The sequence below is a fragment of the Pseudomonas sp. P867 genome (genome assembly GCF_019891455.1).
In the GTDB taxonomy this organism is placed as follows: domain Bacteria; phylum Pseudomonadota; class Gammaproteobacteria; order Pseudomonadales; family Pseudomonadaceae; genus Aquipseudomonas; species Aquipseudomonas synxantha_A.
Map to the genome: position 1 here is coordinate 77,532 of NZ_JAFLXB010000001.1, position 25,491 is coordinate 103,022.

Here is a 25,491-nt window from a genome sequence, read left to right on the forward strand (position 1 = left end):
GGGCATGCACGACACCCCGACGGGTATTGTGAATACCCTGCGGGTTGATTTATGGATGGCCAGGTTGGCGTGGTGGGTCAGTAGTCCGATGGCAGCAACACGGTTGTTGCACTTCGGTCAGCTTCGGTGATGATCCAGAGCCGGGTCTCATCGCCGGCGCATATGTCATAACAGGAGAACAATCGATCCCCGGAGGTCAGAGCCCGTTGGTTACTGCTCCAGTCTTCATTGGGCAGTTCCCCCCAGTCGCCGGAGAAATGCCGTCGCAAGTAAGTGCTTGGATCGAGATGTCCATGCTCCACCATATGGTGCACCGACTGGGTCAGCACTAAGCGGCCCGGTTCAAATGTCACTCGTGGTGGTGGGGTCAGTGTTGGCTGTGTCACCGCCTCATCAGGTTCATGCGGCGTATCCGCCGATGAACTGATAGTGATCACGCGGCCTTGGTTGGCAGAGCCTGGCGTCATGTCCCATGCCCGAATGATGGGCACGAAACGATCAGTCAGGATCCTTACCTCAGACACGTTGCCGTCCTGGTCCTCGGTGAACTCGGTCTTGCGGACTTTATCTTTGTAGGTATCGCCTTTGAGCACCAATACTTGGCCGGTTTTGGATTTCACTACGCCGGAAATCGCACCGGCAGCCAATGCCAGCGCCAAGTGCCAGCGCGAGAGCTCCCTTACGGGAGGTCGTGGCTGAGCGCCGCTTTGACCAAAGTGCAGTGTGAAGTCCGGCCACATGCCACGAAGCCTTTCGATTTCTTCGCTGAGCTGTTCGGGTTCAAGGCTGATACGGTAGAAGTGTTCCAGCTCGTTGGATGCCGGGAGAACCCTGTAGGGCTCCCATGGCCAACTGGTTGGTAACGCCTCCGTGCTCAATGTGCCGGCGCCGATCGCCTGAAGGCGTGCGCGTACGTATTTGACGTCTTGCGGTCGAGCGAGATCCTGCCGGCGGATTCGTATACCGAAGATCACTACCTGTTTAAAGGTTGAATCAGCGGCTTTGTAGATTCGCAGTTCAGTAAAGTGATTGCATAGCCAACCACACAGCTCATCGTCTAGCACGTAGTGCGGAACAATCAGCACCAACACCCCGCCGTTCTGAAGCAGTGGTAGCGCCCGTTGATAGAACACCTTCTCCAGACGCCGACGGCCGTTACCTTGGTACTGAGATGCACCTGCATGGTCAGCGACCAGGTCACCGTAGGGCGGGTTGAGCCAGAGTAAGCCGAAGGCCTGGCGGCTGATCATGGTGTCCATCAAGTCGCTGTGCAGTACGCGATCCAGCAGTTTCTTGCTGTGATTGGCACGCTCCTGGTCATACTCGACTGCGTAGGTCTCAACGCGGTCACGCCCAAGTGCATGAGCAGCTTCAGCTAAGGCAACGCCTTCGCCTGCACAGGGATCGAAGATCCGCATCTTTCCGCTTGGGGATGGTGCCAACGCTTGTAGGGTAAGTTCCAGCGTCGTTTCGTCAGTGGGGTAGTAGCCATTGCGAGCGAAGTTGCGCGCCAAGCGTGGGAACATCAAGGCCATGATGAGGCTCCTGGATCAAGGCTCAAAACTGAGCGTGGGTTGAGAGTTGCCCTTGGCGAATGAGATCGCCTAAAGCAGGTTCGAGGACGTCGAGTTGCAACGACAAACGCCATGCCGCGACAGCGCCGGACGTTCCTGGTAACAGCTGCAGCATGTCGTGTTGGGTGAGCAACCCCATTACCTGCTCCTGCCAATGTGGCAGCAGCGGTAATGGACAGGTGTCCTGTATCAACGGCCAAAGCCGTTGATGAGGTGACTGCCCATTCTCAAGAAGGGCGTAGGCGAAGTGGTTGGCCCGATCCGGCTGTACGCAGCGTCGGTCAAACAACCAGAGGTGAATCAAGCTGCCGAATAACATACCGCGCAATTGTCGCGTGGTGCGCTTTTCCAACAGATCGATGTTGGGAAAGACAGGAAGACTTTGGCCATCTACAACGATGTGAAACTGGCTTAAACCATCTTCTGTCGTGCCGAGGGTCAGCCTGGCCAGGAACTCCTGCAGCGCCGTGTCTCGACCCCATGCAGAGAGGAACACCAGGTTGCGTTGTTCGTCACACGCGCAAGCGTCGACGAAAAGATCATTGCACTCCTCGATTGGGAAGAGCGGGGTAGGGCTGAGCATGGGAGCCTCCATAATGGAGGGGGAACCCGCCCGGAGGGGCGGTGAGCCCCTCGGGGGTGTTAGCAGTAAGTGTTATTGCTTGGGAAACAGCAGGTTGTCCGATTTGAACGTTTTATCGTTCGGGTCAAACGAGACCGTTTCGTCTTGAAATAGAGGGCTGTGCCCAGTGAGAAAAATTTGCCCCATGTATTTGGGGCGAAGGGCAACGGCGGCATCGGCTTGTTCTGCCGTCATTTCGAGCTCATCTACCAAGAAGTCCCAAATCTCCTCATTCGTCGACACCTCGTTATTGGCGAGCTGATCTTCGATGTTTTCAAGGAATTCTTGGGTCAGGTTATTGAAGATTGGATTCATGTGCTGCTCCTGCTGAGTCGAGGAGCGCCCAGGAGGGAGCCCCTCATGGGTTGTGCCGATTGGCTTGGCGTATCGCGGGCTTCGTCAGGTATTGGAGATATTCCATACCTGCAGTTTGAAGTTGTGTACATAGCCGAGCTCAGAGAGCCGACTGCACTGTTGGCGTAGTTGCTGGCGATCAACAGTTGTGTCCAGCCTGACTGTATCGCTCAGAGGCCAGATTGTGCCGAACAACTCGGCATCTGCCTCGAGGTCGTTGGTTCCGCCGGTCGGGGTCATCCCAAACGGGGCATCCTCTTCTGATACCTGTCTATTGGAGGTCGGTACTGCGGGCGGACTATTCCGCTGCACTGGCTTGGAGAGGTTGGAGGAAGACTCTTCATCCATAGGGTCAGGCTCGTTTGGCGAGAGCCTGGCGGCGTCTTCTGGTGTCAGATTGTCCACGTCGTCGAGGCTCATGCTTTCCAGCTTTGCACGGATCTCAACGACCAGGCGACCTGCTGTGGAGTAATACGAAGGACGGATCTCCGTTATCAGAAAGTCGCCTCGGTATTTTCCTTCATCGTACTGATCAAGGAGTGCGTCTTTGATCACGAACTCACCGATAGAGGTCGAGAGCCGTCCGACGTTGAATTCGCCATTGCGGCCACTGATGGTACGAATGGCCAGTTGGCCGGGGATGTTGATCATGGGCAACTCCACACTGCTACGAATGAAAAAAGCCCGACAGGTGTCGGGCTTTGGGTAGTGCTGTGAATGTCGAAGGATTACGGGCAAGAAGTATGAGTTTCTTCCTTAAGTGAGATGTACAGATAGAAAACGCCTGGTGGTGATTCTATGCGGTCAAGTTTTAGGTCCAGCCAGACTCGATCAGTGCTATTGCCGGCAGGCAATAAACGATAGAGGCCGAAATGGATCTGTGTGCTGTCAGGTTGCAAATGCAGTTCTCGGTAGGCCTCCAGGACAACATCGCCCAGTCGCTCACTGACAACACTTGCATCCTTTGGGTTTTCAATATGCACCGCTTCCTGCCAGGCTCGTGGTGTTAAAACGACCGGGAGCTTGAGCAGATCGGACGACACGAGGTTAGTGGTGGTTTTCATGTTTATCTCCAGGTGAGAGACCACCTGGCCCGTTCGGGAGATGGTTTCCCGTTGGGTGGTTATGCTGTTGCAGAATCAGCGTGAGAGTCAGCTATCGCTACTTGGCGATTTAGTAATACTCGGGGTGGTTAAGCTCATCTTCCAATTCCCAGCGTACTCTTCGATATTTCTTGAGAAGTCCGTACTCCGATAACAGTGGGCTGTTTTTGGGAGTGAATTCATCTCGATGGTCCATCTTTGCCAATGAGATAACGCCATCCAGGACCTCTAACCAAAGGTCAGAAGTAAGGGTGTAGCGCGGGTCGTCATCGGGATCGAGCGCCGGGTTGCTCGGAAGTAGTTTATCCAGCTCGCTGTAAACACTAGCTTGAGCAGCTAAAAGACCAATTTCGGTCAGCAGCGGCAGTCGTTGAGGATTCATCATCATGGTTTATCTCCAGGGTTCGGAAATCACCAATCCCGAAGGGAGGCGTTCCCTTCGGTACGAATATTGAAAGGCGCCCAGGGGGCGCCATGATTTCAATCATGCAGATTGACGTAGTTCAGGTTCTGGTTGTCCATGGGCGTCATCCGAATCATCTCCAGCAGCACCATCCTCGGCAGGAAGGGGCTCGGCAGAGTCTTTCGGTTTGGCTTCATAGACAGTTACCCCATCCACCTTGATCCAGCCGATAAACAACAGGCGTCCCTTGAGGCTTGCTCCAGGTTGACCTTTTTTATCGCCTTTTTCGTAGGTAAATGCGTCGGTCCAGATATCACCGATGCGGAAGCTCACAAGGACCTTCTTTCCGGCTTCAACGGCTGCTTGGCTGCGACGAATCAGCTTTTCAGCTTCAGCGCCGACCACGTTGCAGTCGATATAGGAATACTCGGCATCATCCATCGACCCGCGCAGTGCCGCAACGGTAACTGCCATGAATGGCTTACCTTTGCCGCGAGGTTTCACTTCACGGATACGGTTGAGATAACCGATACCAGTGGTGTGAAGGTCGAAGAATTTTGCTTCGTTGGATTGATTAGTGCTCATGGTGATTCTCCAGTTTCGAAATAACAGAAAGCGGAGAAACACTTCGCCCTAGGGGGGAAAGTATTCCCCGCGAGGGTGGGTGGAGCTTAAGGTTGTTTAATGCATCAGCTTCATTGCAGTGATCATTACACCGACAGCTGCAGACAACATGACGCCCATGCGAATGGTGAGCTTGACTTCAAGCTGAGAAATTTCAGATTTGAACTCTGCAGCAAGAGCAGTTAAATCTGCCTTGGTAGCCAAACGTGAAAGCATGTCGGTCTCCAAAGCTTCAATAACAGCATTTGCCTTCTGTTCCGGGACGTTAATCGAAATCAACGCCTGGTAGAGAGCCAGTTCAGTTTTCATCAGACCTCCAAAAGTGAGAGGCCTGCCCTGACGGCATAGGCCCGTCATGGGTGGGAAAGGTGCTTCCATCGACTAAGTCGACTGATCGCGCTACCGGAAGCTATGGCGATCTTGGGAGTGGATCAATGCGGAAAACCGCATCGTAGTCTTGCGGATCCAGACTACTTGGGCATGTTGCTGACGACGTCAGCGATACATGTGCAGATCATGGAAATACGATTGTCGCTTGTCAAGCCCCTACCGGGAAAACTCCGAGGAAACCTTCCCGTTGGGAAGGCTCCCTACAGAGGCGAAGGGCGCAGACTTAGCAAGTTGCTGGCACCAACGAGGGAGCAGCCGGCTTCTTACGCGATTTACGAGCAGGCTTTTGGACCACTCGAGTGTTCGCCGCGTACCAAAGGTTCAGGTCGACACCTTTACGAGTTATTGCCGGTAAATGATCCATCTCACGTACGAGACGCTCAGGTACGCAGGGCGGTGGAAGCAACGGAGCTGCTTTGGTATGGATAGCTGTGGGCGCAGCGCTGGTTTTCTTTACCGCACGCAGAAATTGTCGCGTGATGGCGCCAAGCGCGAAGCCGAAGCCATAAGCAAGTTTGGACATGGTGATTCTCCTGCAGGATGAATGCGGAGAACCCACTGACCCTGTTGGGGAAGTGATTCCCCGCGAGGTGAGTTGCATAAGGTGCTTCCATCGACGATTGTCGACCGACCGCGCTACCAGAAGCTCAGCGGTCTTGGGCGGATCTGACACGAACATCGTATCGCAGTCTTCAAGATCCTAACTGCCTGGGCATGATGCTGACGACGTCAGCAAAGCACGTCCATATCATCGAAGGGGGGATGGTGATGTGTCAAGCGGGGAGGGATATTTCGGGGAGGGCAAAGCAGGTTCAGGTCGACAGGAGAAGCTACCGAGAGTAGCTGGGTCAACAGTCACTCTCGGATGTAGTAAGAAGCGTCTTTAAGAAAAAAATACCACCTGTGCGGGATGAAGGCGTTATTGATCCCTGGGCTGTGATCTGAACGTCTTACTTCCAACACCTGGCCGATTATCGTGGCTGAGGCCAGCTAGCATAAGGCACGCATCCGCGCACAAAGGGAGCCCTGCGTTTCGCCGGCGGGCCACCGGCAAGGAAAAGCAGCTACCAATAGGTAGCCTGATCATCCCTTGCAAGATGATCAGGCTACCTATTGTATGAGCTTTAAAAAGTGTGGGCCACAACACCAGTGTGGCCCTTAGACTACGGTGCTTCGAACCTCAACAGAGCCCTATGTGCCTTTGAACTCGCAATTCACGAGTTAGACGGCTGCGTGTCTGGCTTGAACAGGGAGACACAGGGAGAGCTCTGAACCAGGTCCGCACGCCCTTCCCGGAGCTATGCGTGCTTTTGGGTTGGTGATGAGGCAAGCCGCATCACCGGGCGCTACTGATGACCGCCAGTAGCCAACGGGGTGGAAACGTTGTTGTGATCATTATGTTGATAGGCCGGAGCTTATGCAACCCGGCGCTTTTCAAAGTCGATCGACTGAGACTAATTGACGGCGACGACCGCACCCTCGGGAACGGGGGACGGAATTGCAATACCGGTTGCCCCAGTTATCTGTGAAATCAGCATTCCTGAACGCTTTAAACCAACGGTAGTTGTCTTTGTCAGGTCTACCAGCACAGAAGGCAAGCCTGACGGTGCAACCCCATCAAAATAAGTATAGGCCGTTCCTGATGAGATGTAAGAACCTACGCCCACAGGTTTCACAAACCACCCAGGTAGGTTGAGCGCAGAATCGCTCGGTACCCCGCTGAAGCCCGGGTTGGCCTGGGCATATTCGGTAGCGGCAGATCGGTACACCAGAAAGCCGCGACCCAGCGAGTCGAGGGTAGCGTAGTCGGATATACGTTGGTCCTGATGTTGGTTCTCCATGAAAATGCTGGAGGCAATGAGCACAATCATCAAAACGAGCCATTGCATTGTCATGATATGAGCTCCATCCACAGAACGGTGGTTGTTACCACCTACGCGTCAATAACAAAACTATTTCGTGAGGATAATCAATGTTAAGCAAATTCCTACTAGGCCAAGCGCAATGACAGTCCACTTTGCGGCTCCCTTGATGCTCATTGGTTTGCGTTGTGGATTGATTAATTCCATAGTGGCGATCTTTTTCACTAAATAACGACCAGAGGCCGTTTGGTGTAACTTGTAAGTGAACTCGCCGACCTCGAATGCCTCTTTTCCTTCTAATGCGCGACGCCATAACACAGTTGAGCATATCCTGCTTCGGGTGCTTAGCCAGGTCTGTAATTCTCCAGCGCTATACTCAACGTTATTTTCAAGCGTCTGCACTGCCATAATCCCCATAAATAAACAATAAAACGTTTTTGAAATTTTATAAATGGATGCTTTATTTGAAGCAGCTCCAATAGAAAAGACCTGGCCAGGAAAGTCGAGATGTGGAGAGAAACCATCCACTTGCATTTCTGAAGATGTACCCAGTCTCGCTATCTCCGATGCCAAAAGCGCCAGTTAAAGAGCATGACTTCCATGTAGTGTCGCCGAGGGAGCAGGTCACACTTCCTCTGGCAGGCGCCTGGCAGGTGCCTTGGATCAGCTGGAATTCCCATCCACCTGGTCTTTTCCATATGCCTTGTTCGCAGGACAACGTTATTCCCACGGCGCTTTTTGCAAGAAGGGTTCGGTCACTGCATTGTTGCCCCTCGTTAGCTAAGCCTCCCAGGGACAAATATTCATTTGTCTGAATGCGATCATAGGCCGTTATCTTGCCAGTCGAGGTTATCTTTCCACCCCATAGTTCACCACCGGTTGAAAAGTTTTTGTTGTTATAAACTTGGACCCAGTTGGGGCTATTTTGATAAATTCCGCCTCCCCATTTTTCGCTGTACCAGCCTGTGTCACCACGTGTTCTGAACCAACCACCTGTGCTGGTATCACCGGTAATGGTTGCAGTAGCGGCATTTACATTGGCTGTGGCGCTGACGTTTCGAGCTGTAATGTCAGCGTTAGCTGTTATGTTGCCCGATGCTGTGATATTTCCTGCGTTGTTAATATTGTGGTTACCCATCGTGATATCAGTATTCATCGTGTTGAATTCTGGATGGTTTGGCACTGCGTTTCGATACAGATAGTCATTAGCCAACGCACCATCCATAAGGAAAAGTGCGCTAGCTGTATGTCCTGGGCCAGGAGCTATAGCATAGTTACTTAGTGCAACTTGCCATCCACCCCGCACGCCCTGGACGATGTTCGGGTTGGCTGAAGAGATGAAGCCACCAGGCCCTCCGAGATTTTCAGCGATGGTTCGGATACCCATTTCTGGAATAGTCTGCCCACCAGTAGTAACCACAATCACTTCCAGTTGATTGGGGTTGGGTTTCCGCGCGAGGCCGAGAATGGTCTGCCCAAAAGCGTTAGTGGCGCTAAAACCTGCAGGAAGGTAGTTGGTGTTGACGAGCATCGGAACGGTTATTTGCACCGGTACGGTTGCTGCCGCGTTGGCCAGTACCACGCTGTAGTTATCCTTCAGATATTTGGCCAATGCCTCTGAAACGGTTCTCTGTTGATCAGCAGCAATTCGATAGTCCTGAGAGTCCATCTGCTTGATTTGCCATGCGATCGCCAAAGTGACGACAACGGAGAAAACCGCCAATCCGATCGCCATGTCCAAGCTCAAGAAGCCCCGCTGCTTGTTCCTACTGGTCATTCCAGAGACTCCTTGATGATTGATGAGCGATGTCGTGATCGAGCATCGTGATCTTTCCTGCATGGACTTTCTCTCGGATGCCCCGTCCGTCATCGCCCGTGAAAAGCAGGCTCTGCAGGGTTAATCGACGACTGCCTTCGTTGCCGCTTGATAAGGACTGGTGAAGAACGGCCACCAACCCCTTGGAGAGCAGCTCTCGGGCGTTTTTGAGTAACGGCTGAGCCAGGGCTGATATACGTTCAATGCCTTGAGTAACGCTGCCTGCATGGCCTGTGCTGATGATGAGATGGCCATTGATCGAGGCTTGAATTACTTGTGCTGCTGTCGAGCTGTCGCGAATTTCTCCCACGAACAGGAAATCGGCTCTTGTGCGCAGCGCTAGAATCAACGCTTCCTCGTATCCCCCCATCCGGCGAGAGACCGGAACTTGAATGCAGCGCCCACTACCATGCCGACCATTCAAAAACGGTTCTGGAGGATCCTCGACAGCCACACAAATGCCTCCCCAGGTCTCAAGGCGGGCCTTCACCAGTGATGCAGCACTGGAGGTTTTCCCTGTGCCCATTTCCCCACAAATGAATATAAGGCCGCGAACTGTGTCGCTCATCAGCGCGTCCTGCAGGTAATCAGGCAGACCCAGCATGTCCAATGGACGGATCTGGACTGAGGATTTGCTTACTACAAACACAGGCTTGCCATTCAAATCCAGCAACTGGGTTACACGAAGGACGACGCCATCTTCAATTAGGGCGAACTCTGGATCCTGGGTTGCCTTGTACTTTTCCTCGCACTGCGCCCTTAAGCGCTCAAGGTCCGCCCGCCACTCGGCGGGCGCTTCAACCCTTCGTGCCTGTCCAGGGAGACCTTTGGCGTCGGCAAATCCATCGCCGAGGTACAGGTCAACGAATTCAGCATCAGAGATCACGCTCACACTGAATTCCTTAGTACGAAGTCCAAGCGATGGTATTGGCGTCCGAGGAGCAGCTGGTCGCAGCTGCCACTGCAGTGATTTCGCCGGCAATTGCAGTGCCGCCGTTGATCGCTGTCGTTGTCTGTTTGTCCTTGGCCATGTTTGAGGCAAGGGTGATGCAGGCATTTTTCGGAAGGTTGGATTCTGTGATGGTGAAGGTCATGCCGTTGCTCATAACGGTCACTGCGCCGTTCCAGCGGTTGGACAGGGCATTACCGTTGATGCTCATGCCGCCAGTTGCCTCGAGGTTGATCAAAGAAGGCGCCAAGTTGGTGCCTGCCGTGGCGTAACCCGTGGTGCTTTTCAGTCGTTTGGTATTGCTGAGCAACGTGCCGAGATTGCTCTGTTCAATAGTGACGTCCGAGCTGCCGAACGTTCTGTAGCCCATGAACACGATGAAACCGAGTGCTACCGCGATCAGCATCAACCAGAACATCCCGTCCAGGGAGAGAAATCCACGTTGGTTGTTTGGAGTGTTTGTTGGCATTTCCAGTACCTCATTTAGGTTTGATTTAAAGCGTTGCAGTCACATTGCCGGCCAACTGGAAGATCCCGATCACTACCAGAATCATCATGACCCCCATGGCCATGGAGGACATGCCGATAAGAGATTTGGCGATCGCTTCGACGCGCTGAAGCGTTTGCTCCAGCCACCGGTTGGAAAACCGTTCCATCGACTCAGCGAAGCCTTTGCGGGTGGCGAGCACTTCCAGAAAATGCATCGCCATGGGGTCTGGGAATTGATGACCCGCAAGCTTCAATGCGGTACCGAAGTTTTTGCCGGCGCTCACTCCGTAATGAATGGCGCTCAGGCGCTCTTTCAACCATGGAGAGGCATTGCGTTGAAGAGAGGTCAACGCATCGAGTTGGTTGATGCCGGAGCGCAGCATCACAGCCATGTTGAGCAGAAATATCGAACCGTGGAGTGCCTTGTAGACTGACCAAGGCGGGAGCCTCTCTGCTCGCACTCGCAGGATCTGGAGCAGCTTGTTCAACTGCAGCTTCCACGACGGGCTGGCGGCCGTGATCTGAAGTCCGCAAAACACGGGGAGAGTCACTATCGATATGAGGATGAAGACAATCACAGCTATCAGCGTCACAAGTCCGTAGTGGGTCACGAAATTCGATAGGGCGTAGAGGAAGGCCGGCACGGCGGTCCACGCCTCGGGGTTGGAGCGTCGTGTCATGGAGGGCACCATCCACACTGCAATCACATACAGCAACGCCGCCATGACGCTCCACACCACGGAGGGGAAAACGGTAGCGGACGCTACGAGTTTGCTGATCCGCTGACGTACTTCGATGATCCTCACGCAGTCCCGAAATGCCTGCACCAGGTTGCCCGTGTCTTCCCCGGAAGCGATCAGAGAGTTCTCGTCATAGGGAACCCAGCCTTCGCAGGAAATGCTCAGGGATTTCCCGCCTTTCACCGATTGCGCGATATCCCTGCATGCAAGGGATACCGGATGCAACTTCTGCCCGTTATCGCTGAACGCTCTTGCCACCGTATGCAGCGCGTCCTCAAGCGACACACCGTCCTCAAGGATGCCCATGAGGCTCTCGTAGAACTGGATTCTCTCGTTTTTGCCAAACTGCTTGGCATAGAAGGTCTCTGCCCAACGATTCAGCATCGCTCTGAAGTCACTCAGCATGAGCGAGCTCCAGGATTTGCTTGTCAAAGTCCAAAGGCCCCACCGTCATTTCGGCGTGGCGGGGGTCTACTAAGCCTTGTTTCAGTTTGATGATCGTGTGTGCGGTCTTGGTAATACCGCCCATTTCCTTGACCCAGTGGCGACGTGCCGCACTTGCACCCTGCCCATTGAAAACGCGCATGAACTCAAGGTCGGTGAGCAAAGTTTCCGCCACCACCGTGCGGCCAGTGATGCCCAAGCCTTTGCAGTGCGGGCATCCAGGTCCTTTGAGGTAGGTCTCATCAATCGCTTCCAGATTGCTCAAGCGCTGCACCAGCGCACTGTTGAGCTCCCCGAGGTGCTCGCGTGCGGGTACGCGGCAGTGGGAACACAGCACGGGCAAGAGGGATTGGTTGACCACGCTTGTCATCAATGCAGGATCAGTGACCAGGTGTCGGTCTACACCCATGTCGATCAGTCGTTGAAGAGCTGCTACAGCGTTGTTCGTGTGCAGTGTCGTCAGCACCAGGTGACCAGTCATACCGCCGCGCAAAGCTGCTTGTGCTGATGCAAGGTCTCGGATCTCCCCATACATGAGAATGTCAGGGTCGAGCCGCATGGAGTTGGTGATCCCGTCATTCCAGGTTTCACCGGCGCCCAGCGGTGACTGATTGGCGAGGAGTGGATATTCAGGTGGATCTTCCATCGTCAGAATGTGTTTTGTTCCACCGCACTCTTCATGCAAGAGGTTCAGGTTTACCTGCAGCGACTTCGATTTCCCGGAACCGGTGGGTCCAGTGATCAGGTTCACCCCATAAGGCAGACTGCGGATGCGGCTGAATGCATCAATTTGCTGCGTCAGAAAACCGAGATCACTCAGCGTCATTTTGGTTTTGTCGTCATACAGCAGACGCAAAACCATTAGTGGGCCATCTACGAGCGGCCGAGTGGCGACTCGTGCACCGAACAAACCGAGCTGGTCGACATAGGCGCGTTTCACCCTAGCGTCCTGGCTCACCTGCGGCCGGTAGTGGTCTTTCGCGACATCGCACATGCTGTTGTAGAGGGACGAGCAGAGCTCCATGCCCACCTGACTCTGATGCTGCTCCGCCTCCCACAAGAGCCCGTGGATGCGAAAGAAGATTCGGGTGATATCGTGACCTACGACAAAGTGGACGTCGCTCGCATTGCGCCGGTGGGCTTCTCCTAAAAGCTGCACCACCTGGGCCTGGCGCTTCGTCTCGGTCGCCGATAGCGCTTTACCATTTGCATCATCATTGGCGCGGTAGAGTGCCTTGATCGTGCTCATCGAGCAGACCTCGACCTCAAAGTGGTGATTCTCGTGTTCCAGCTGGTCCTCGAATGCCATGACATAGGCATCCGTTTGGTGTTGGGCTGACACATACAAAATCCCATCGCTGGTCAGCGCACATAGTTGACGCAGCTCGGGTTTCAGCTCAAACGGTCCACCAGGGGCCGTCAGCAATGTTTGGTGCGACGTCAGTAGGACTGCAGCAGACTCATCACTGTCAGGCTCTATGACATCTGGTTTTTCAGTCAGGATCGTCATCGAACTTCTCAATCAACGTTGGCCAGGGATCAGCCCAGGCGGCATTGGTGCTGATGGGGTAATGCTGGGGGCGGGATTGTTGACGTTGCTCAAGCTGGCCGGGGGTGTACTGGAAAAGCCGAGGGGGTAGCGCTTACCACCACGCTCGAGGGTCACGTTTTCGACGGATAGGATGGCCACGCGGTAGCCACCGGGTAACTCCCGAGATGAGGCATCTGCGTCTACTTCAAATCCACTGCTGTAGAGCAGGGTTGCACGGAGCCGTTTTGCTGAGCCGAATACCGCCTTCACGACAGGCAATTCAGACTGTGTATCACTGCTGTGGGCCGAGGCTGCAGCCGGCTGTGTGAGGTTTCCTTGAGAAAAAAACACAGTTGACGGCTGCGCCGTCGCACTTTGTTCTTCGCCCTTGATCGATCTTTCGGCCTTGGCCTTCTCGGCTTTGGCATTCAACAAGATCGTCTGGCTTTGAATCTGGGCCAACTCGCCGACGTTCACCCCAGATAGGGTGTTCTCATCCGCCCAGCTCGATGGTGCCCCTAACGCAAGGATGGAGCACAAAAAGAACAGCGCTTTATTTCGCATAAAGGTCACCTATTACTGACCAGACAAGGTGGCCGGTCTCATATTTGGTTGTGATTTCACGCAGCCGTAAGCCTTGACTGGGTGCGCCAGACAATGAGTCCAGCGGGGTAATGCCAGTGGCATAGCTCAGCTCGAATTGCTTCCATTGAGGTGGTGGCGGCGGCGGCGGAGCAGGCTGACCGGGAATGGCTGGTTGAACGGGCACAACCACCGGTACTTCTTTCAGCACTGGGGATTGATTGAAGCTATGCAGCCAAGAGGAGAGATTCGCCAACATCACGATGGCTTCATTAAGAGGCTCATCACCAGCTGCGGGTAGCGAGATGTCGAATTTCAACGTGGCCGAGTTGCCTTCGTCAAAGAAGGCCGGCCGATCAGAAAAGTGACCCTGAGTCGCCTGTATCAGTTTGTCGGCCGTGCTATTGCCCGAGCGCTTATAAGAGGACAAGACCTGTGCGCCGTCGCAGACCGCACTGGTGAACTGCCATCCCTGAATGGACAGAGGCAACTGATAAATGACGTTGCTGCAACCCTCCATGAAATCTGCAACAGATGGACGTTTGGCCCAAGGGTGTTCAAGCGCTTGGGGCGTCTGTTCCATACCGGATTCTTTTTGCAGTCTGGCCAACTCTGCCAGGCGTTGCTGTTCAGCCTGGAACGCCGCCTCTTTGGCTATTTGGTCCTGATGGCTCTGCCATTGAGCCCACCCGATGATGCCGGCAGTGATCAACACGCCGAGAACCGCTAGCTGCACAAGTTCTGGTTTGGATAGCCCAAAGACGAGTGGCCGTAGCCGGTACTCGCGTTTTAGATGCGACGGCTGAAGTAGCTCTTCCAAGTCCAGTGGTTGACCGCCCATTTCGAACTCTGGGGGCAGGTACTCGTTGTCGAAGTTGATGCCACGACTGCGTTGTTGCGCGACTCGGCGGCGGACCTCAGCACCTGTGCCGATCATGTCGCAGCCAGAGATCACGCCACCTTGATACACAGCAACGAGGGCATATTGGTCAATCTCGCTTTCAGTTTTCCAGGCCGCGATCCATGAGTCCCCCAGCTGTCCAGCCAGGGTGGCCGCGAGCGAGTACATCCCTTTAGTGACCTCTTCACTACGCGCTACGAAACCCGCCTGGATAATGGCTGGTGTTCTTCTAATGGCGACTATGTCGAGGTGGTGCTCACGACCGTACTGGCGCGCTTCCTTCATGTGACCGGTGACACTGCCCAGCGGATGCCAGCGCAGACCGGTGACAAATGATTTCCCTCGATACTGGAGTACCTGGACCCGAGTAGAGCGTGCATTTTTTGAGGTTTTCGCAACCATGGCTTACCCATTGGAACCTGTGCAATGCAGCAGTGGGGTGGGGTAAGAGCCCCAAGGCTCGTTGGCAGCAGGTGAAATCACTGCGCTGAGGCTGCCTGTGTCGCTATCAACAACAGGAGTAATCAGCACTACGAGCACGCTGTGTCCTGTGGTGCGGACACGGCTGCCGCCCAAACCGAAGAACCCAGGATCCCCCACGCCAGACTTGGTTGCGTTTTCGCTGTTCTCCTCAAAGCCTGTAAGTACTAGGGTTTGACCGCTGCGCAATTTGACCTTGGGCGACAGATTCTTGGTGTCGTAGTCCGCTGTCTGGACACTGGAGCCGTTGCTCGTAAAAGTGGTGAAGGTCGGTTTGCTGCTCATGCTCAGGGTGATCATCAGCAGCATATTGTCCTGGTCGATGATTCGAGGAAGCAACATCATGTTGAAGCCGCTGGTGATGGTCGCGGGGGTGAGCGAAGTAGACGATCCAACGGAAGCCGTAGTGGTTGTCGAACTTGATGCGACATAGCTCTTTACGTTGCCGATCTGGATGGGGGCCGGCTGCAAATTCAGCGTGGTGACCGACGGCGAGCGAACGTTTGAGATTCGGCCCTGTTCTGAAAGTGCTTTGATAATTAAGTTGGAGCCAGCCCAAGGAGACTTCGACGTGTCCAAAATACTCAAGGAACCCGACACCGCGCCCGTACTTATGCCGGTGGTGGCATTCTTCAGAGAAAAGCCCCATTTGTTGCTCAGGGACTTATAGACAGCCGTCCAGTCCAGGCCGGTCTGGTCTGTGTCGGTGAGAGTTACCTCGAAAACTTTGACGTTGAACAACACCTGACGGGTGATACTGCTGTTGATCGAATTCAGGTATTTAGCAACGTTTGAGAGCACTTCTGGTCGATCACTTACCGTCAGGGTGCCAGTGGATCGTGAGAGGAACATCCGACCTTGGGGCTGTTGGCTCAGCATCGCCTTGACGTTCTTTTCAATGTCTCCGATCAGCGAGGTCTTGATGGTGACGGTGGTGCTCTGGTTGCTGCCTGACTCACCCGATGCACCTGTCGACGAAGATCCGCCACCACCACCACCGGAACTGCTCCCGCTGCCTGTGGCGGTCAGCAAACCCGACTTCACAGTGCTTTCGATGACCTGGTCATCTCCAAATGCCCAGATGTCGAACGTCTTGGTGTCGAAGTAAGTGACATGCACGCTTCGATCATCGGTGGAATAATTCCACGCCAAACCCAACTGGGAGGTCGCTTGATTCAACAACCCTGACAGCTTGCCGCTGTACTTAATGGGGAATGTGTTGGGCGCAGTCAGCCCAACCGAATTCATTGAGCGGGCGTTGCTCGGAACATTACCGATGACGCCGGCGGGCATGAAGTTGGCCAGGTTGTCGGCAGAGCCCAAACCAGGTGGAACCGCAGGTCCTGAGTTGCCCTGCGTCGAAGTGGAAAGGACACTTGGGTCGATTGCATCAGGGGCTACGATGACCGGAACACCACATTCGCTAGTGATGTACTGCGCGATCTCAGCGATACCAACGTTATACGAAGGGCGATAGGTGATATCGCAATCCATGCTCAGCGGTAAACCACGCTTTGCGACCAGCGGTTTTTTGGATACCCATGGTTTGTCGCTGAACACCACCGTAGCGCGCGCGGACTCTTGTTGCTGATTTCTCAGAAATCGGCTGTATTGGGAGGCTGTCGCAGCGTCATTTTCAGCTCGGCTGGCTGATTCATTCACGCGCTGCAGCGAACAGGAACTCACCAGCGAGACCATGAGTGACAAGGCTGTGCCTTTGATCCAGAGACGAGCATTCATCATTTGTTCCTCTCTGTAATAAAAATCAGCCGCTGTGATGAGCTACTGTCGACCACATCGACCAGAAAGGACCGTGGAGCCGTGTCGTACAGCGGGAAAATCGACCCGATGGCTTCTTGGAAACTGCCCTCAAATCGAAGTGGAGCGTCAATTGAGTAATCCAAATCATCGACCTGCCACATCAGTTTCCAGCCCGCTTTTTCAGCCCAGCCTTCGACGGTTTGACGAAGGGTTGAGCCAGTTGAAGCCGTCCATGTCTGGGCCAGCGGCTTCGGTGCTGCAATGTCCGTCGCAACCGGCTTTGGCGCTGCAGAAACTGCGGACGGCGCGGTGACCAGTTTCGGAGTTGAAGCGGCCTTGGCATTTGGGTTGCTGGACGAGGTCGAGGCCGGACTCGGAGTCGGCAAGGTAGACGTTTGTTTGGCAGAGCCGTCCTTGGTATTCACCGTAGGAGGGGCCACGGTTTTGGCTGGTGCAGCATTCGCCGCAGGTGTGGCGGCAGATGCGGTTGCTGTGAAAGGCGCTGTTTGCGGAACGGCGGCGACTACTACTTGGCTGCCCGCATCGTTGTTATTGCTCTTCGCTGCGATAGGCTGTGCAGCTGTCGATGTGTTGAGTTGAGCAATCTGAGTTGATGCAGGACGTGGAGAGTCCGTGAGCTGGTAGCCAGGGCGCAGGACGTAGCACACCTGACGGTTGACCTCGTCGACCTTCACCTGCCAGGCCGGACCTGCGAGCACCTGCAGGGTGTTACGCAGGGTCATTGGGCCAAGTTTATATTGAGCTGCTGGGAGTGGTCGGGTGTAAAGGATGTTGACGTGGTCAGAGTCTGCCGAGCAAAGCGTATAACCTGAACGGTCCACGACGTACTGCATGGCCTCACGCACATTTGGGTGCATGTTGGCAGGAATGCTGATGTCGATAATTTGAGCCATCAGGTCACGTTGGCCAGAATCTGGCAGCGTGCTGACGAGGGTGTAGCGGCCATAGCGCATTACTGGTTCTTTTTCAGGAACGGCCCCGCCAGGATAGAGGTCTGGCGTCAACATGTCCGGGTTTCGACTGCTGTCGAAGGCGGGCTTGGGTGTCTGCGCGGTATGGGTCGTGCAACTTGCGATCAACGCGAGAAGCGAGAGCGTGGTGACGTGCCTGATCATGTGCCGAGAGGCCCCCTGTAATGATAGGGGGAAAGGTGACAGGCTGATACCAAGAGCGCAGTAGGAAATAGAAAACTGCGTCTTTAGGTATTTCGCTATCTATAATGCCAATATGCTATCGTCAAGTTTTCAGGGAGAGGTTGCGATGAATGTCTTTGGCTTAGCAGTGCTCGCGCCCACCTGCCTGTTCAGCTACCTTATTAGCAGCGGCGACAATTCGATAGCGATAGTAGCTAACATTTTGTTCTATACTAGCGCCACAGCCATTTACTTATTCCCCTCAATTTACACAGCTCTAGTCGAACCAGCTCCTCCTCGCCGTATATTTATCATCAATCTGTTGGCTGGATGGACCTTAATCGGCTGGTGGGCGGCTTATCAATTGGCCATGTGCTATCCTCAGAGTCAACCAGTTGAATAGTAATTAAACGTGTACGGAGTTGCGCACAGTGATCATCAGGTCAAGTTGATTTTATAAAATTTATCCGAGCAAAAAAGCTTTGGGGCTTTTGTTATTTCAGTATGTATGTCGTTAATGGGTAGGGTTATTTCTACGGGGCGCATCATGGATAGACGAGTATGAAAAAGCGTGGAAGCACCTTTTCGAAGTGGTTTAATAATAAACTTCATCATCGCAGCCACGATGAACCTCTGAGTGACGGCACATGCATAGATGTTCAAGTGAGAATTACTTCCTCCAGCGTCACCCAGCTCTTTATTGGTGTGTATCGAGGCGACGGTGTTGCAATTTTGAGGAATTTTATGAGAACCTTCCCACAGAGACTATGACAAAAGCTCTGGTATGGGGAACTGATAGGGCTCGAGCTTTTGCTGTGACAGGAAAGTTATCTGATCAACATCTCGGGGATATCAACAAGTAAGTTTGGTGACTTCGCTGAACGGTTTCAGATTCAGAATCTCATTGATAACTCTGATCTGGCGCTGGCGATTGTATCGGGCTCAATGAGGTCACTTGCCAACTGGCGCTTATCCAGCAGCATTTGCCAGAGCATCTGGTCGATGGTGTTTTCCACCAGCGGGATTTTCACCACGACCATCCTCAACTGCCCATTGCGGTAGGCCCTGTCCTCAGCCTGGTCCTGCAGTCCAGGCGTCCAGGGGAGGCCCAGGAACATCACATAGTTGGCCGCAGTGAGGTTGTTGCCGGTGCCGGCAGCGGAGGTAGTGGCGGCAAAGACACGGGTTTCTGGATCACTTTGGAATTGATCGATCGCCTTCTGCCGTCTGCCTACAGAGTCACTGCCGACAACCGTGACGCACCCGTACTCAGCTTGCTTGCACCGAGTGCGAAGTGTTCCTACCGTATCCATGAACTCACAGAACAAGATAACTTTGTCCTGCGCGTCCAGTTCGCACAGCAGCTCCATCACGACTCGGACCTTCACCTGCTCGAGCAACTGACGTAGTGATCCCAGCCTGGCCAGGCTAGGTCTGTCTTCAAGGCGAATCTGATCGTATTGCTTGCGCTCTTCAGTGGTGAGTTCCACGGGCAATGTTTGTCGCTGTTTGCCTTTGAGTCCGGGTAAAACATCCTTGCGTCGACGAAGCATCCAGTCGCCAATCGCGTCGCGCAGATTCTTGCGAAAATCCTGACTGCCGGTGAACTGTTCGCAGAATTCTTTGAGGGGCAGCTTCCCCACAGGATGGCCGGATAGCCGTAACAGCGTGTGCAGCTCTGATTCTCGGTTGAGGACTGGCGTACCCGTCAGCAGGTAACGGTTGGGTATCTTGGCGGCAATGTCGAAGCCGTGACGTGTCCACGCGGCGGTCGGCTCTTTCAAACGGTGGGCCTCATCGATGATCATCACCTCAAAGTGGCCCGCATGCAGGACAAAATCACCCAGGCGTTCGTAGTTGGTGATTATCCACTGCAATGAAGGATCAAAGGCTTGCTGACCGATTGTGGCATCTGGATACACCATCTGGATTTCTCGTTGCCAGTTGATGATCAGCGTCGACAAGGTGATGACCAAGATAGGTCTACCAGCTGCTCGGACAGCAGCGGCGATGATTGCCTGGCGTGTTTTGCCGAGGCCCATATCATCCGCAAGCAAGGCGCTGGTTCGCTGTAACAGGTGCCTGATGCCCGCAGGTTGGTGGTCCAGTAAAGAATATCCAGCCAAGGCCTGATTGATTTGCTCGGTGGTGAGCCCGGTGCGCTCGATTGAGGGCACCGCGGCTAGATACACGTCGGTTGATGTGCTGTCATCAGTGGCTTGCGCTGCGCGCTCCTGTGGAGGTCCACCAAGACTGATGCGGGTGATTTCATCAGCTGGAACAATGGATCCGTCGGTCAGCAGCTCTTGCACGGTATCGAGGATCTCGAACTGATCTTCCGACAGTCCAAGCTCCAGGATCAGGTTGCTTCGCACCACTTCCGCGCCAGCGTCGATGCGCCAGGACTTGGAATGCCCGAGATACACGCCGTGCATGCGCCTTGAAACGGCGACCGCGCCAGGATGATAGTCACCTGACAGCAAGATCCCGCCCTGAACGAGTGGAGCTATCCGAAAGGTCAGCCCCCAAGTGAATGCCTGCCGATCTGGTACGCGTTGTGCCGTTGAGATTTTCTGTGAAAACGTCTCCCAACTTTCATTGAAGCGGTCCTCGGACAACTCCATCAACCGGTGGAAGAGCACGTCCAGGTCATCCAGCAACTTGCCTTTGGGCAAGCGCCAATAGCGATGCTGGGGATGCTCGGCACGGCGGATGTAGAAACCATCACGTTCGAGAAATAGCCGATTGGCTCCGTCTACGTACTGCAACAGAATGCCGAAGTCATAGCCGTCGAAGATGATTTTTTCGACCAGGTCCTGCCGGCGGTTCATGAGGCGCGGACGGCTCATGTTTTGCCCAGGCGCAAGTTGATCCATTCCGCGCATGCTTGAGCATGCAATTTTTTCCGGTTTCGATTTGTATAGCGCGACATGGATAGGGTCTGGTCGGGCCATTCCAGGTTGATGGCGATTTCACCCGATTTGATCTTTGCCCAAAACCATTGATAAGCCCGGTCAACCCTGGAGCCCGACTTAGGCGTGCGATTGCGTACCCCTCGCAGTTGTGTCGTCATCAGGTGTTTGGGAGTCAATTTTTCTAGCGTTTCTCCCCAGGCGCTTTCATTCATCTGGATTTCAGCAGAGGCCAACGATTGCCCGTTTTCTCGAACCGAAAAAAGACGGCAGTTGCCCCGATAAGCGCTGTAGTCGTAACCATCAATGCAATGGCCCAGCGCTCGATGTTCCGCATAAAGATCAGCGGGACAGTTCAGTTCCACAATTTGCAGCCCATTCGGGCTTACGAGTGGTGTGTCGTTTGGATTAAGCAGCGGCCTCCAGGACGTTAAAGAGTCTGTTTTTGTTTGGGGATCTGCTGCATCCAGGGCTTCACGTATGTCTATCATCGCGAGGTGAAAGGCATCCACCAAACTGGCGATCTGGTGATAGGTAGCAGTAGCAATGAAGCTTTTGAGTTTTTGCAGTGCTTCAGAGGCATCGGGTCCGTAGCTCTGATCTATGTTGTTGAAGAGCTCGTTCAGGTCTCGTAAGTCGTCGGCGATTTGGTGCCAACTGGGGTCAGACCAATCTGTTGGACACCCTGACAGCATTCTGTTCCAGTCCTGCGTTTGCTCCCGCAGTTGATACGGGATTTTATCCAGCAAGGCGAAGAACGTGATCCAGTGCGCTTTTTTAAGGGGGCGGCGGTTGCCCAGTGAGGCTCCTAGCAGCAGTCGATGCCAGGGCACTTCAGGCCCCTCACGATTGATACGGGTCAATGCACTGCCGGTATCGAATACTCGTTGTTGCCCTAAGTAGCGCACTGCCGCACGCGGCGCCTGTAGCAGCCAGGCCAGTGTGTCGATAAGCGGAAGTCCTGCGTCTGCAATGCGACCGATCAGGCACTCTTGCGCAACGATCAAAGAGCCATCGTCGCTCCAGTTTGGGCGGCATTCTTGAAGGTCGTCCCACGGGCAGGTCATGTATGCCTGTTGCTGCCCATCCCACGGCCATGGCCATTGATCTGCTAGTACCAGAAGTGGAATCAGTACTGGCTGGGCTTTTAGGGCCTGGAGGCGGCGTTTACGGTCACCTTGAGCCAGCCAGTTATAGAGCTTGGGGGAGGGGCATTGCACTGAACGAACGGCGAACAGTAGTTCCTGATCCAGGCACTGGCAAAACTGCTTCAGCGTGCTGCCAATCTGCTTCAGGTAAAACCGGTTTCGGGGAATGAAGTACCGATTGTTGCTCACCATTGAATCGTATCCGCTGCGATTGAAGCTCCCGAGATCTTCAATCGACAGGGCTTTCGCCCTCTCTCCAGCCGACTTGCAGAAGGAGGTCAGTAGGACGTCTGCATACCAGCGTTTTTCAAACCTGAGCAGTAGTTGCTGGGCCACCATTGCGGTGGGTTTTCTCTTATGCACGCGGTCCTTGCTGAAGATTTTGCAGGCCTTAACCTGATGACCATCGAAGTACTGGAGGTGATCGCCGATTCTGGCCAGGACTGGTTGTATTTGATCACTTGTTGAGGGCAGGGTGACGCACCAGCACCGAGTGTGGACGGTTGAACTCAGATAGGTTTCGATGAATGAGGTCAGTCGGGAGGGCGGTACGCTAAAATGCAAAGCCCAGGTCTGGGCGACTTCAATCTGCCGGTCAGAGAACTTCTCCAGCTTCGGCGCCAAGATGCGCAGTCCCAACACCGATTGTCTTTTCTGCACGCTCACCCATGACCTCCTCTGCGATTCGAAGAGAATGTCGGGTATAGGGTAGGTATCGTTCCAGCGTTAATGCATAACGCCCATCACGGTGATTTAGGGCTTGCCGAATATTTTGGAAGAGAAGAGCTGTAGGCAGTATTTGATGAGCTTGGATTTACCAGTAGTCAGGCTTCACAGCCGGCTTTTTTTGAGTAGATACCCGGTTTGGAAACTGGTGGCTGGCAAGTTCTTCAGTTGTAACGATGTGGCGCATCCAATGTGCATGATGTTTAAGGGATCCAGGTATCGTTCGTTTGATACCTTCACGGTGCGGCAAAATCACCCCGATACGTAGGTTTGGAAAGTCTTCTCGGAGCGCTCGCAAGGCGGGGGTCATGTCGGTATCAGCCGAAACCAACACGATCTGCTGGATACGCTCCTCCGGCATCAGACTCGCTTGGCGAGCTGCTAGCCGATACATGCTGATAGCGATGTGAACGTCCGTTTCTTTTTCTTCAAGCTTCCAGATATCGACCTGGTCGAGCCTAGACGCCGGAGTGTTCTTATTAACAAAACGAGGAGCTTTGCCTGACTCTAACTGATGGCGCCCGTACGTAACGTCAACACCGCGTGCTATCAAGGCGCGGAGGTAACTATCTTGAGCTTCTTTCGAGCGGATGCCACGGCTGGCAAGTGAGGGTTTCACACCGGAAGTGAAAAAACTGACCGATACCAGAGTGTTGTCAGGGTGCTCGACTCGCAGAATGTGCGCGAGCAACGATGGAAGATCGAGCCATTTGTACTGCGTGCCTGCGAGTAGGCCGTAAAACAGGTTGTAACCGTCCACAAAGCAGGCTGTACGCAAGATATTCAGTCCTTGGAAACGAAAAAACCGGCGCAAGGCCGGTTTCTTCACCCCAACAGCCAGCGAACTGAATCGCTGCGTACGGGGCTGAGTAGTAAGTTAATGATGACATAGTTGCCATGTATGTCAACTACCCTGTCACAATCGCGTTCATGCCCCTCCGTCTACCCCCGTTTGGGTTTGTCGAAGTCCGGCTTGCCATTCAAGTTTGGAAAACTCACCTTGCATCCATTCGATTTGAAGCCTGTGCAACCCCAGAAGTCATAGCCACCGTCCCCTTTTTTTTGTCGCCTTGCGAGGGGCTGATTGCACTTGGGACAGTTGAAAGCGCCACCTGCTTTGGGTGGGCGTGGACCTGACGCCATAGGCACACTCGGCATTCCTCGCTGCTGAGACAGTTCCTCTTCCAGGCGCCTATGCAGACGTGCAACGACAGCTCCATAGGTGTCTTGGCCCTGGGCGATTTTGTCCAAATCGCGCTCCAGCTCCCTCGTAAAATCGAGCTCCACGAAACTGAAGAACCCTTCCAGCTTCGCGATTGTTTCCTCTCCCAGCGGCGCCGGTATCAGCTTGCGGCTTTTTTCCTCGATCATTCCTTTGCTGGTGATGTTCTTCAAGATCGAGGCGAACGTACTGGGACGACCAATACCGCGGCGCTCCATTTCCTTGATCAGACTGGCCTTGGTGTAGCGGGATGGCGGCTGGGTTTTCTTCTTCAGCAGTTCTCCGTTGTGCACAGAGAGGATCTGTTTTGGTGAGAGTGCAGGAACTGGGTTGCTCGCTGCTGCATCTTCCTCATCGTCTGTGTCATCGCCCTTGAGCAGTTTCCGCCACCCAGGATGAAAAAGTGTTTCACCAGTTGCATTGAATCGCAGAGCTTTACCATTTGGGCCAACCGCGAGCAGTTTTACAGCACGCACGTCGAAAACCGCCGCTTCGATCTGGCTGGCCAGCGCCCGGACCCAAATCAACTTGTACAGGGCGAGCTCCTCGTCGTTCTCACCAGCTTTTGCATCAGCCCAATGCGTCGGGGTAATAGCGGGGTGGCCTTCCTGCGCGCCTTCGGCGGCCTTGAATGTACGTCGCTGGTCGACGGTCTTCAACCCGATGAATCTAGCTACGGTTCTTATATCCTCCATAGCCTCGTCTGGTACGTTGGGATTATCCGTCCTGTGGTAGGTAATGACGCCTTGTTCATACAATCGCTGGGCGACTTGCATGGTTTTGTCCGGGTCCCATTTCAAGGCGTTGCTGGCTGCTTGTTGAAGGGTGGAAGAGATAAAGGGCGCGGGTGGATGGCGCTCAGCATTGCGGTCTTCACAGGACTCGACGACGACATTACGTGTGCCGGCGACGAGTTGAGCCAGGTTGGCATCTTGAACGTAAGGAAAGTCTTTGCTTGCGAACTCCGGTACCGGTTGCCAATCTGCATACCAGGTGGAGCCCTGATTCATATCCATAAAGTTCAGACGCACTCCGAAGTGGCTGACTACCTGGAAGTTACGGATCTCGCGCTCGCGCAAAACCACCAGGTATACGGCAGGCGATTGCACGCGGCCTGCAGAGGTGGGCTTGCCCATCAGTCGGCGTAGCTCCTGAGTCACCAGGTAACCCACCAAACGATCAAGTACACGCCGGCATTCTTGTGACGCGACTCTGTTCAAATCGATTTGGCGAGGATTGGCTAGAGCCTCTGCGACACGCTTAAGGGTGATTTCATTGAAGGTGACGCGTTTGTAGGCTTTGATCGCCAATACTTGCTGGATGTGCCAGCTGATGCTTTCACCTTCGCGATCCGGGTCGGTTGCAAGGTAGATTTCATCGGCCTCTTTAGCTGCGGCCTTCATGGTTTGCACGGCCTTGGCGCTTTTTTCCAGGATCACGTACACCGGTCTGTAATCTTTGCGGACACCGGTAGTGATCATGCTGTCGTCCTGCCCACTGGCCGGCAAGTCGCGTATGTGCCCACCACTTGCGACCACCTTCCAGTTTTCACCTGGGCGCAGCTTCTCCATCATTGGCTGAAGCTTTTTCCGCTTCCCAGGTGCCTCGATGATCAATAGCTTCACGGTGTGCCCCTTCTCAATTAAGCAGAGAGGGACTGTCACGTCATGGCAGGTAGGGCTTCAATGGGAAATGGTCAATGCA

At 54.1% G+C, this 25,491-nt stretch carries 25 protein-coding genes and 1 pseudogene; 2 read left to right on the top strand and 24 right to left on the bottom strand.

The window, feature by feature from the left end; translation table 11 throughout:
- Positions 1-77 precede the first annotated feature (77 nt).
- From J1G33_RS00400 to J1G33_RS00495, 20 genes are all read right to left on the bottom strand, one after another.
- Positions 78-1,535, bottom strand: a complete 1,458-nt coding sequence (locus J1G33_RS00400) for a DUF6094 domain-containing protein (protein ID WP_223017540.1) — start codon at positions 1,533-1,535, stop codon at positions 78-80.
- Between the two features lie 22 nt (positions 1,536-1,557).
- Positions 1,558-2,157 carry a hypothetical protein gene (locus J1G33_RS00405; protein WP_223017541.1) on the bottom strand — a complete coding sequence of 200 codons (600 nt, stop codon included), beginning with the start codon at positions 2,155-2,157 and terminating at the stop codon, positions 1,558-1,560.
- Between the two features lie 72 nt (positions 2,158-2,229).
- Complete coding sequence (locus tag J1G33_RS00410; protein ID WP_223017542.1) at positions 2,230-2,511, bottom strand: hypothetical protein; 282 nt, start codon at positions 2,509-2,511, stop codon at positions 2,230-2,232.
- Between the two features lie 84 nt (positions 2,512-2,595).
- Complete coding sequence (locus tag J1G33_RS00415; RefSeq protein WP_223017543.1) at positions 2,596-3,201, bottom strand: DUF3275 family protein; 606 nt, start codon at positions 3,199-3,201, stop codon at positions 2,596-2,598.
- Positions 3,202-3,278: 77 nt separating this feature from the next.
- A complete protein-coding gene (locus tag J1G33_RS00420) occupies positions 3,279-3,614 on the bottom strand; it encodes a hypothetical protein (RefSeq protein WP_223017544.1) in 336 nt (111 codons plus the stop codon).
- A gap of 109 nt (positions 3,615-3,723) precedes the next feature.
- Entirely contained in the window at positions 3,724-4,041 is a 318-nt protein-coding gene (locus tag J1G33_RS00425) for a hypothetical protein (RefSeq protein WP_223017545.1), read from the bottom strand.
- Positions 4,042-4,137: 96 nt separating this feature from the next.
- Positions 4,138-4,641 carry an STY4534 family ICE replication protein gene (locus J1G33_RS00430; protein ID WP_223017546.1) on the bottom strand — a complete coding sequence of 168 codons (504 nt, stop codon included), beginning with the start codon at positions 4,639-4,641 and terminating at the stop codon, positions 4,138-4,140.
- Between the two features lie 96 nt (positions 4,642-4,737).
- A complete protein-coding gene (locus J1G33_RS00435; protein WP_065935667.1) occupies positions 4,738-4,989 on the bottom strand; it encodes a hypothetical protein in 252 nt (83 codons plus the stop codon).
- Between the two features lie 304 nt (positions 4,990-5,293).
- The gene (locus tag J1G33_RS00440; RefSeq protein WP_223017547.1) at positions 5,294-5,593 is read right to left on the bottom strand and encodes a hypothetical protein; all 300 of its coding nucleotides are present in this window, start codon (positions 5,591-5,593) and stop codon (positions 5,294-5,296) included.
- 931 nt (positions 5,594-6,524) lie between these two features.
- A complete protein-coding gene (gene pilM / locus J1G33_RS00445) occupies positions 6,525-6,965 on the bottom strand; it encodes a type IV pilus biogenesis protein PilM (protein ID WP_198715396.1) in 441 nt (146 codons plus the stop codon).
- Between the two features lie 57 nt (positions 6,966-7,022).
- On the bottom strand, positions 7,023-7,460 hold the full coding sequence (locus J1G33_RS00450; protein ID WP_223017548.1) for a hypothetical protein: 438 nt from the start codon (positions 7,458-7,460) through the stop codon (positions 7,023-7,025).
- Complete coding sequence (gene pilV / locus J1G33_RS00455) at positions 7,393-8,709, bottom strand: shufflon system plasmid conjugative transfer pilus tip adhesin PilV (RefSeq protein WP_223017549.1); 1,317 nt, start codon at positions 8,707-8,709, stop codon at positions 7,393-7,395. Before pilV ends, J1G33_RS00450 begins: the two co-directional genes overlap by 68 nt.
- Positions 8,699-9,640: an ATPase, T2SS/T4P/T4SS family gene (locus tag J1G33_RS00460; protein ID WP_223017550.1), complete on the bottom strand. Its 942-nt coding sequence runs from the start codon at positions 9,638-9,640 to the stop codon at positions 8,699-8,701. Before J1G33_RS00460 ends, pilV begins: the two co-directional genes overlap by 11 nt.
- A 10-nt stretch (positions 9,641-9,650) precedes the next feature.
- Complete coding sequence (locus J1G33_RS00465) at positions 9,651-10,166, bottom strand: type 4 pilus major pilin (protein WP_173667485.1); 516 nt, start codon at positions 10,164-10,166, stop codon at positions 9,651-9,653.
- A 25-nt stretch (positions 10,167-10,191) separates the two neighbouring features.
- On the bottom strand, positions 10,192-11,331 hold the full coding sequence (locus tag J1G33_RS00470; RefSeq protein ID WP_223017551.1) for a type II secretion system F family protein: 1,140 nt from the start codon (positions 11,329-11,331) through the stop codon (positions 10,192-10,194).
- Positions 11,321-12,880, bottom strand: coding sequence for an ATPase, T2SS/T4P/T4SS family (locus J1G33_RS00475; RefSeq protein ID WP_223017552.1), 1,560 nt, complete (start codon positions 12,878-12,880; stop codon positions 11,321-11,323). The genes J1G33_RS00470 and J1G33_RS00475 overlap by 11 nt, the downstream gene beginning before the upstream one ends.
- A 12-nt stretch (positions 12,881-12,892) precedes the next feature.
- On the bottom strand, positions 12,893-13,465 hold the full coding sequence (pilP, locus tag J1G33_RS00480; RefSeq protein ID WP_223017553.1) for a type IV pilus biogenesis protein PilP: 573 nt from the start codon (positions 13,463-13,465) through the stop codon (positions 12,893-12,895).
- Positions 13,455-14,786, bottom strand: coding sequence for a type 4b pilus protein PilO2 (pilO2, locus tag J1G33_RS00485; RefSeq protein WP_223017554.1), 1,332 nt, complete (start codon positions 14,784-14,786; stop codon positions 13,455-13,457). Before pilO2 ends, pilP begins: the two co-directional genes overlap by 11 nt.
- Before the next feature lie 3 nt (positions 14,787-14,789).
- Positions 14,790-16,604 carry a PilN family type IVB pilus formation outer membrane protein gene (locus J1G33_RS00490; protein ID WP_223017555.1) on the bottom strand — a complete coding sequence of 605 codons (1,815 nt, stop codon included), beginning with the start codon at positions 16,602-16,604 and terminating at the stop codon, positions 14,790-14,792.
- Complete coding sequence (locus J1G33_RS00495; protein ID WP_223017556.1) at positions 16,604-17,761, bottom strand: TcpQ domain-containing protein; 1,158 nt, start codon at positions 17,759-17,761, stop codon at positions 16,604-16,606. Before J1G33_RS00495 ends, J1G33_RS00490 begins: the two co-directional genes overlap by 1 nt.
- A gap of 145 nt (positions 17,762-17,906) precedes the next feature.
- On the opposite strand from J1G33_RS00495, the gene J1G33_RS00500 reads away from it, so the two are divergent.
- Together J1G33_RS00500 and J1G33_RS27810 are read left to right on the top strand one after the other, a co-directional pair.
- Positions 17,907-18,182 carry a superinfection immunity protein gene (locus tag J1G33_RS00500; RefSeq protein WP_262416681.1) on the top strand — a complete coding sequence of 92 codons (276 nt, stop codon included), beginning with the start codon at positions 17,907-17,909 and terminating at the stop codon, positions 18,180-18,182.
- A gap of 158 nt (positions 18,183-18,340) precedes the next feature.
- Positions 18,341-18,642: pseudogene (locus J1G33_RS27810) on the top strand (hypothetical protein).
- Positions 18,643-18,672: 30 nt separating this feature from the next.
- Here J1G33_RS27810 and J1G33_RS00505 read toward each other — a convergent pair.
- From J1G33_RS00505 to topA, 4 genes are all read right to left on the bottom strand, one after another.
- Entirely contained in the window at positions 18,673-20,628 is a 1,956-nt protein-coding gene (locus J1G33_RS00505) for a DEAD/DEAH box helicase (RefSeq protein ID WP_223017695.1), read from the bottom strand.
- A complete protein-coding gene (locus tag J1G33_RS00510; RefSeq protein WP_223017558.1) occupies positions 20,625-22,505 on the bottom strand; it encodes a hypothetical protein in 1,881 nt (626 codons plus the stop codon). The genes J1G33_RS00505 and J1G33_RS00510 overlap by 4 nt, the downstream gene beginning before the upstream one ends.
- A gap of 148 nt (positions 22,506-22,653) precedes the next feature.
- Complete coding sequence (locus tag J1G33_RS00515; protein ID WP_198716036.1) at positions 22,654-23,343, bottom strand: NYN domain-containing protein; 690 nt, start codon at positions 23,341-23,343, stop codon at positions 22,654-22,656.
- A 164-nt stretch (positions 23,344-23,507) separates the two neighbouring features.
- Positions 23,508-25,412: a type I DNA topoisomerase gene (gene topA / locus J1G33_RS00520; protein WP_223017559.1), complete on the bottom strand. Its 1,905-nt coding sequence runs from the start codon at positions 25,410-25,412 to the stop codon at positions 23,508-23,510.
- Positions 25,413-25,491 lie beyond the last annotated feature (79 nt).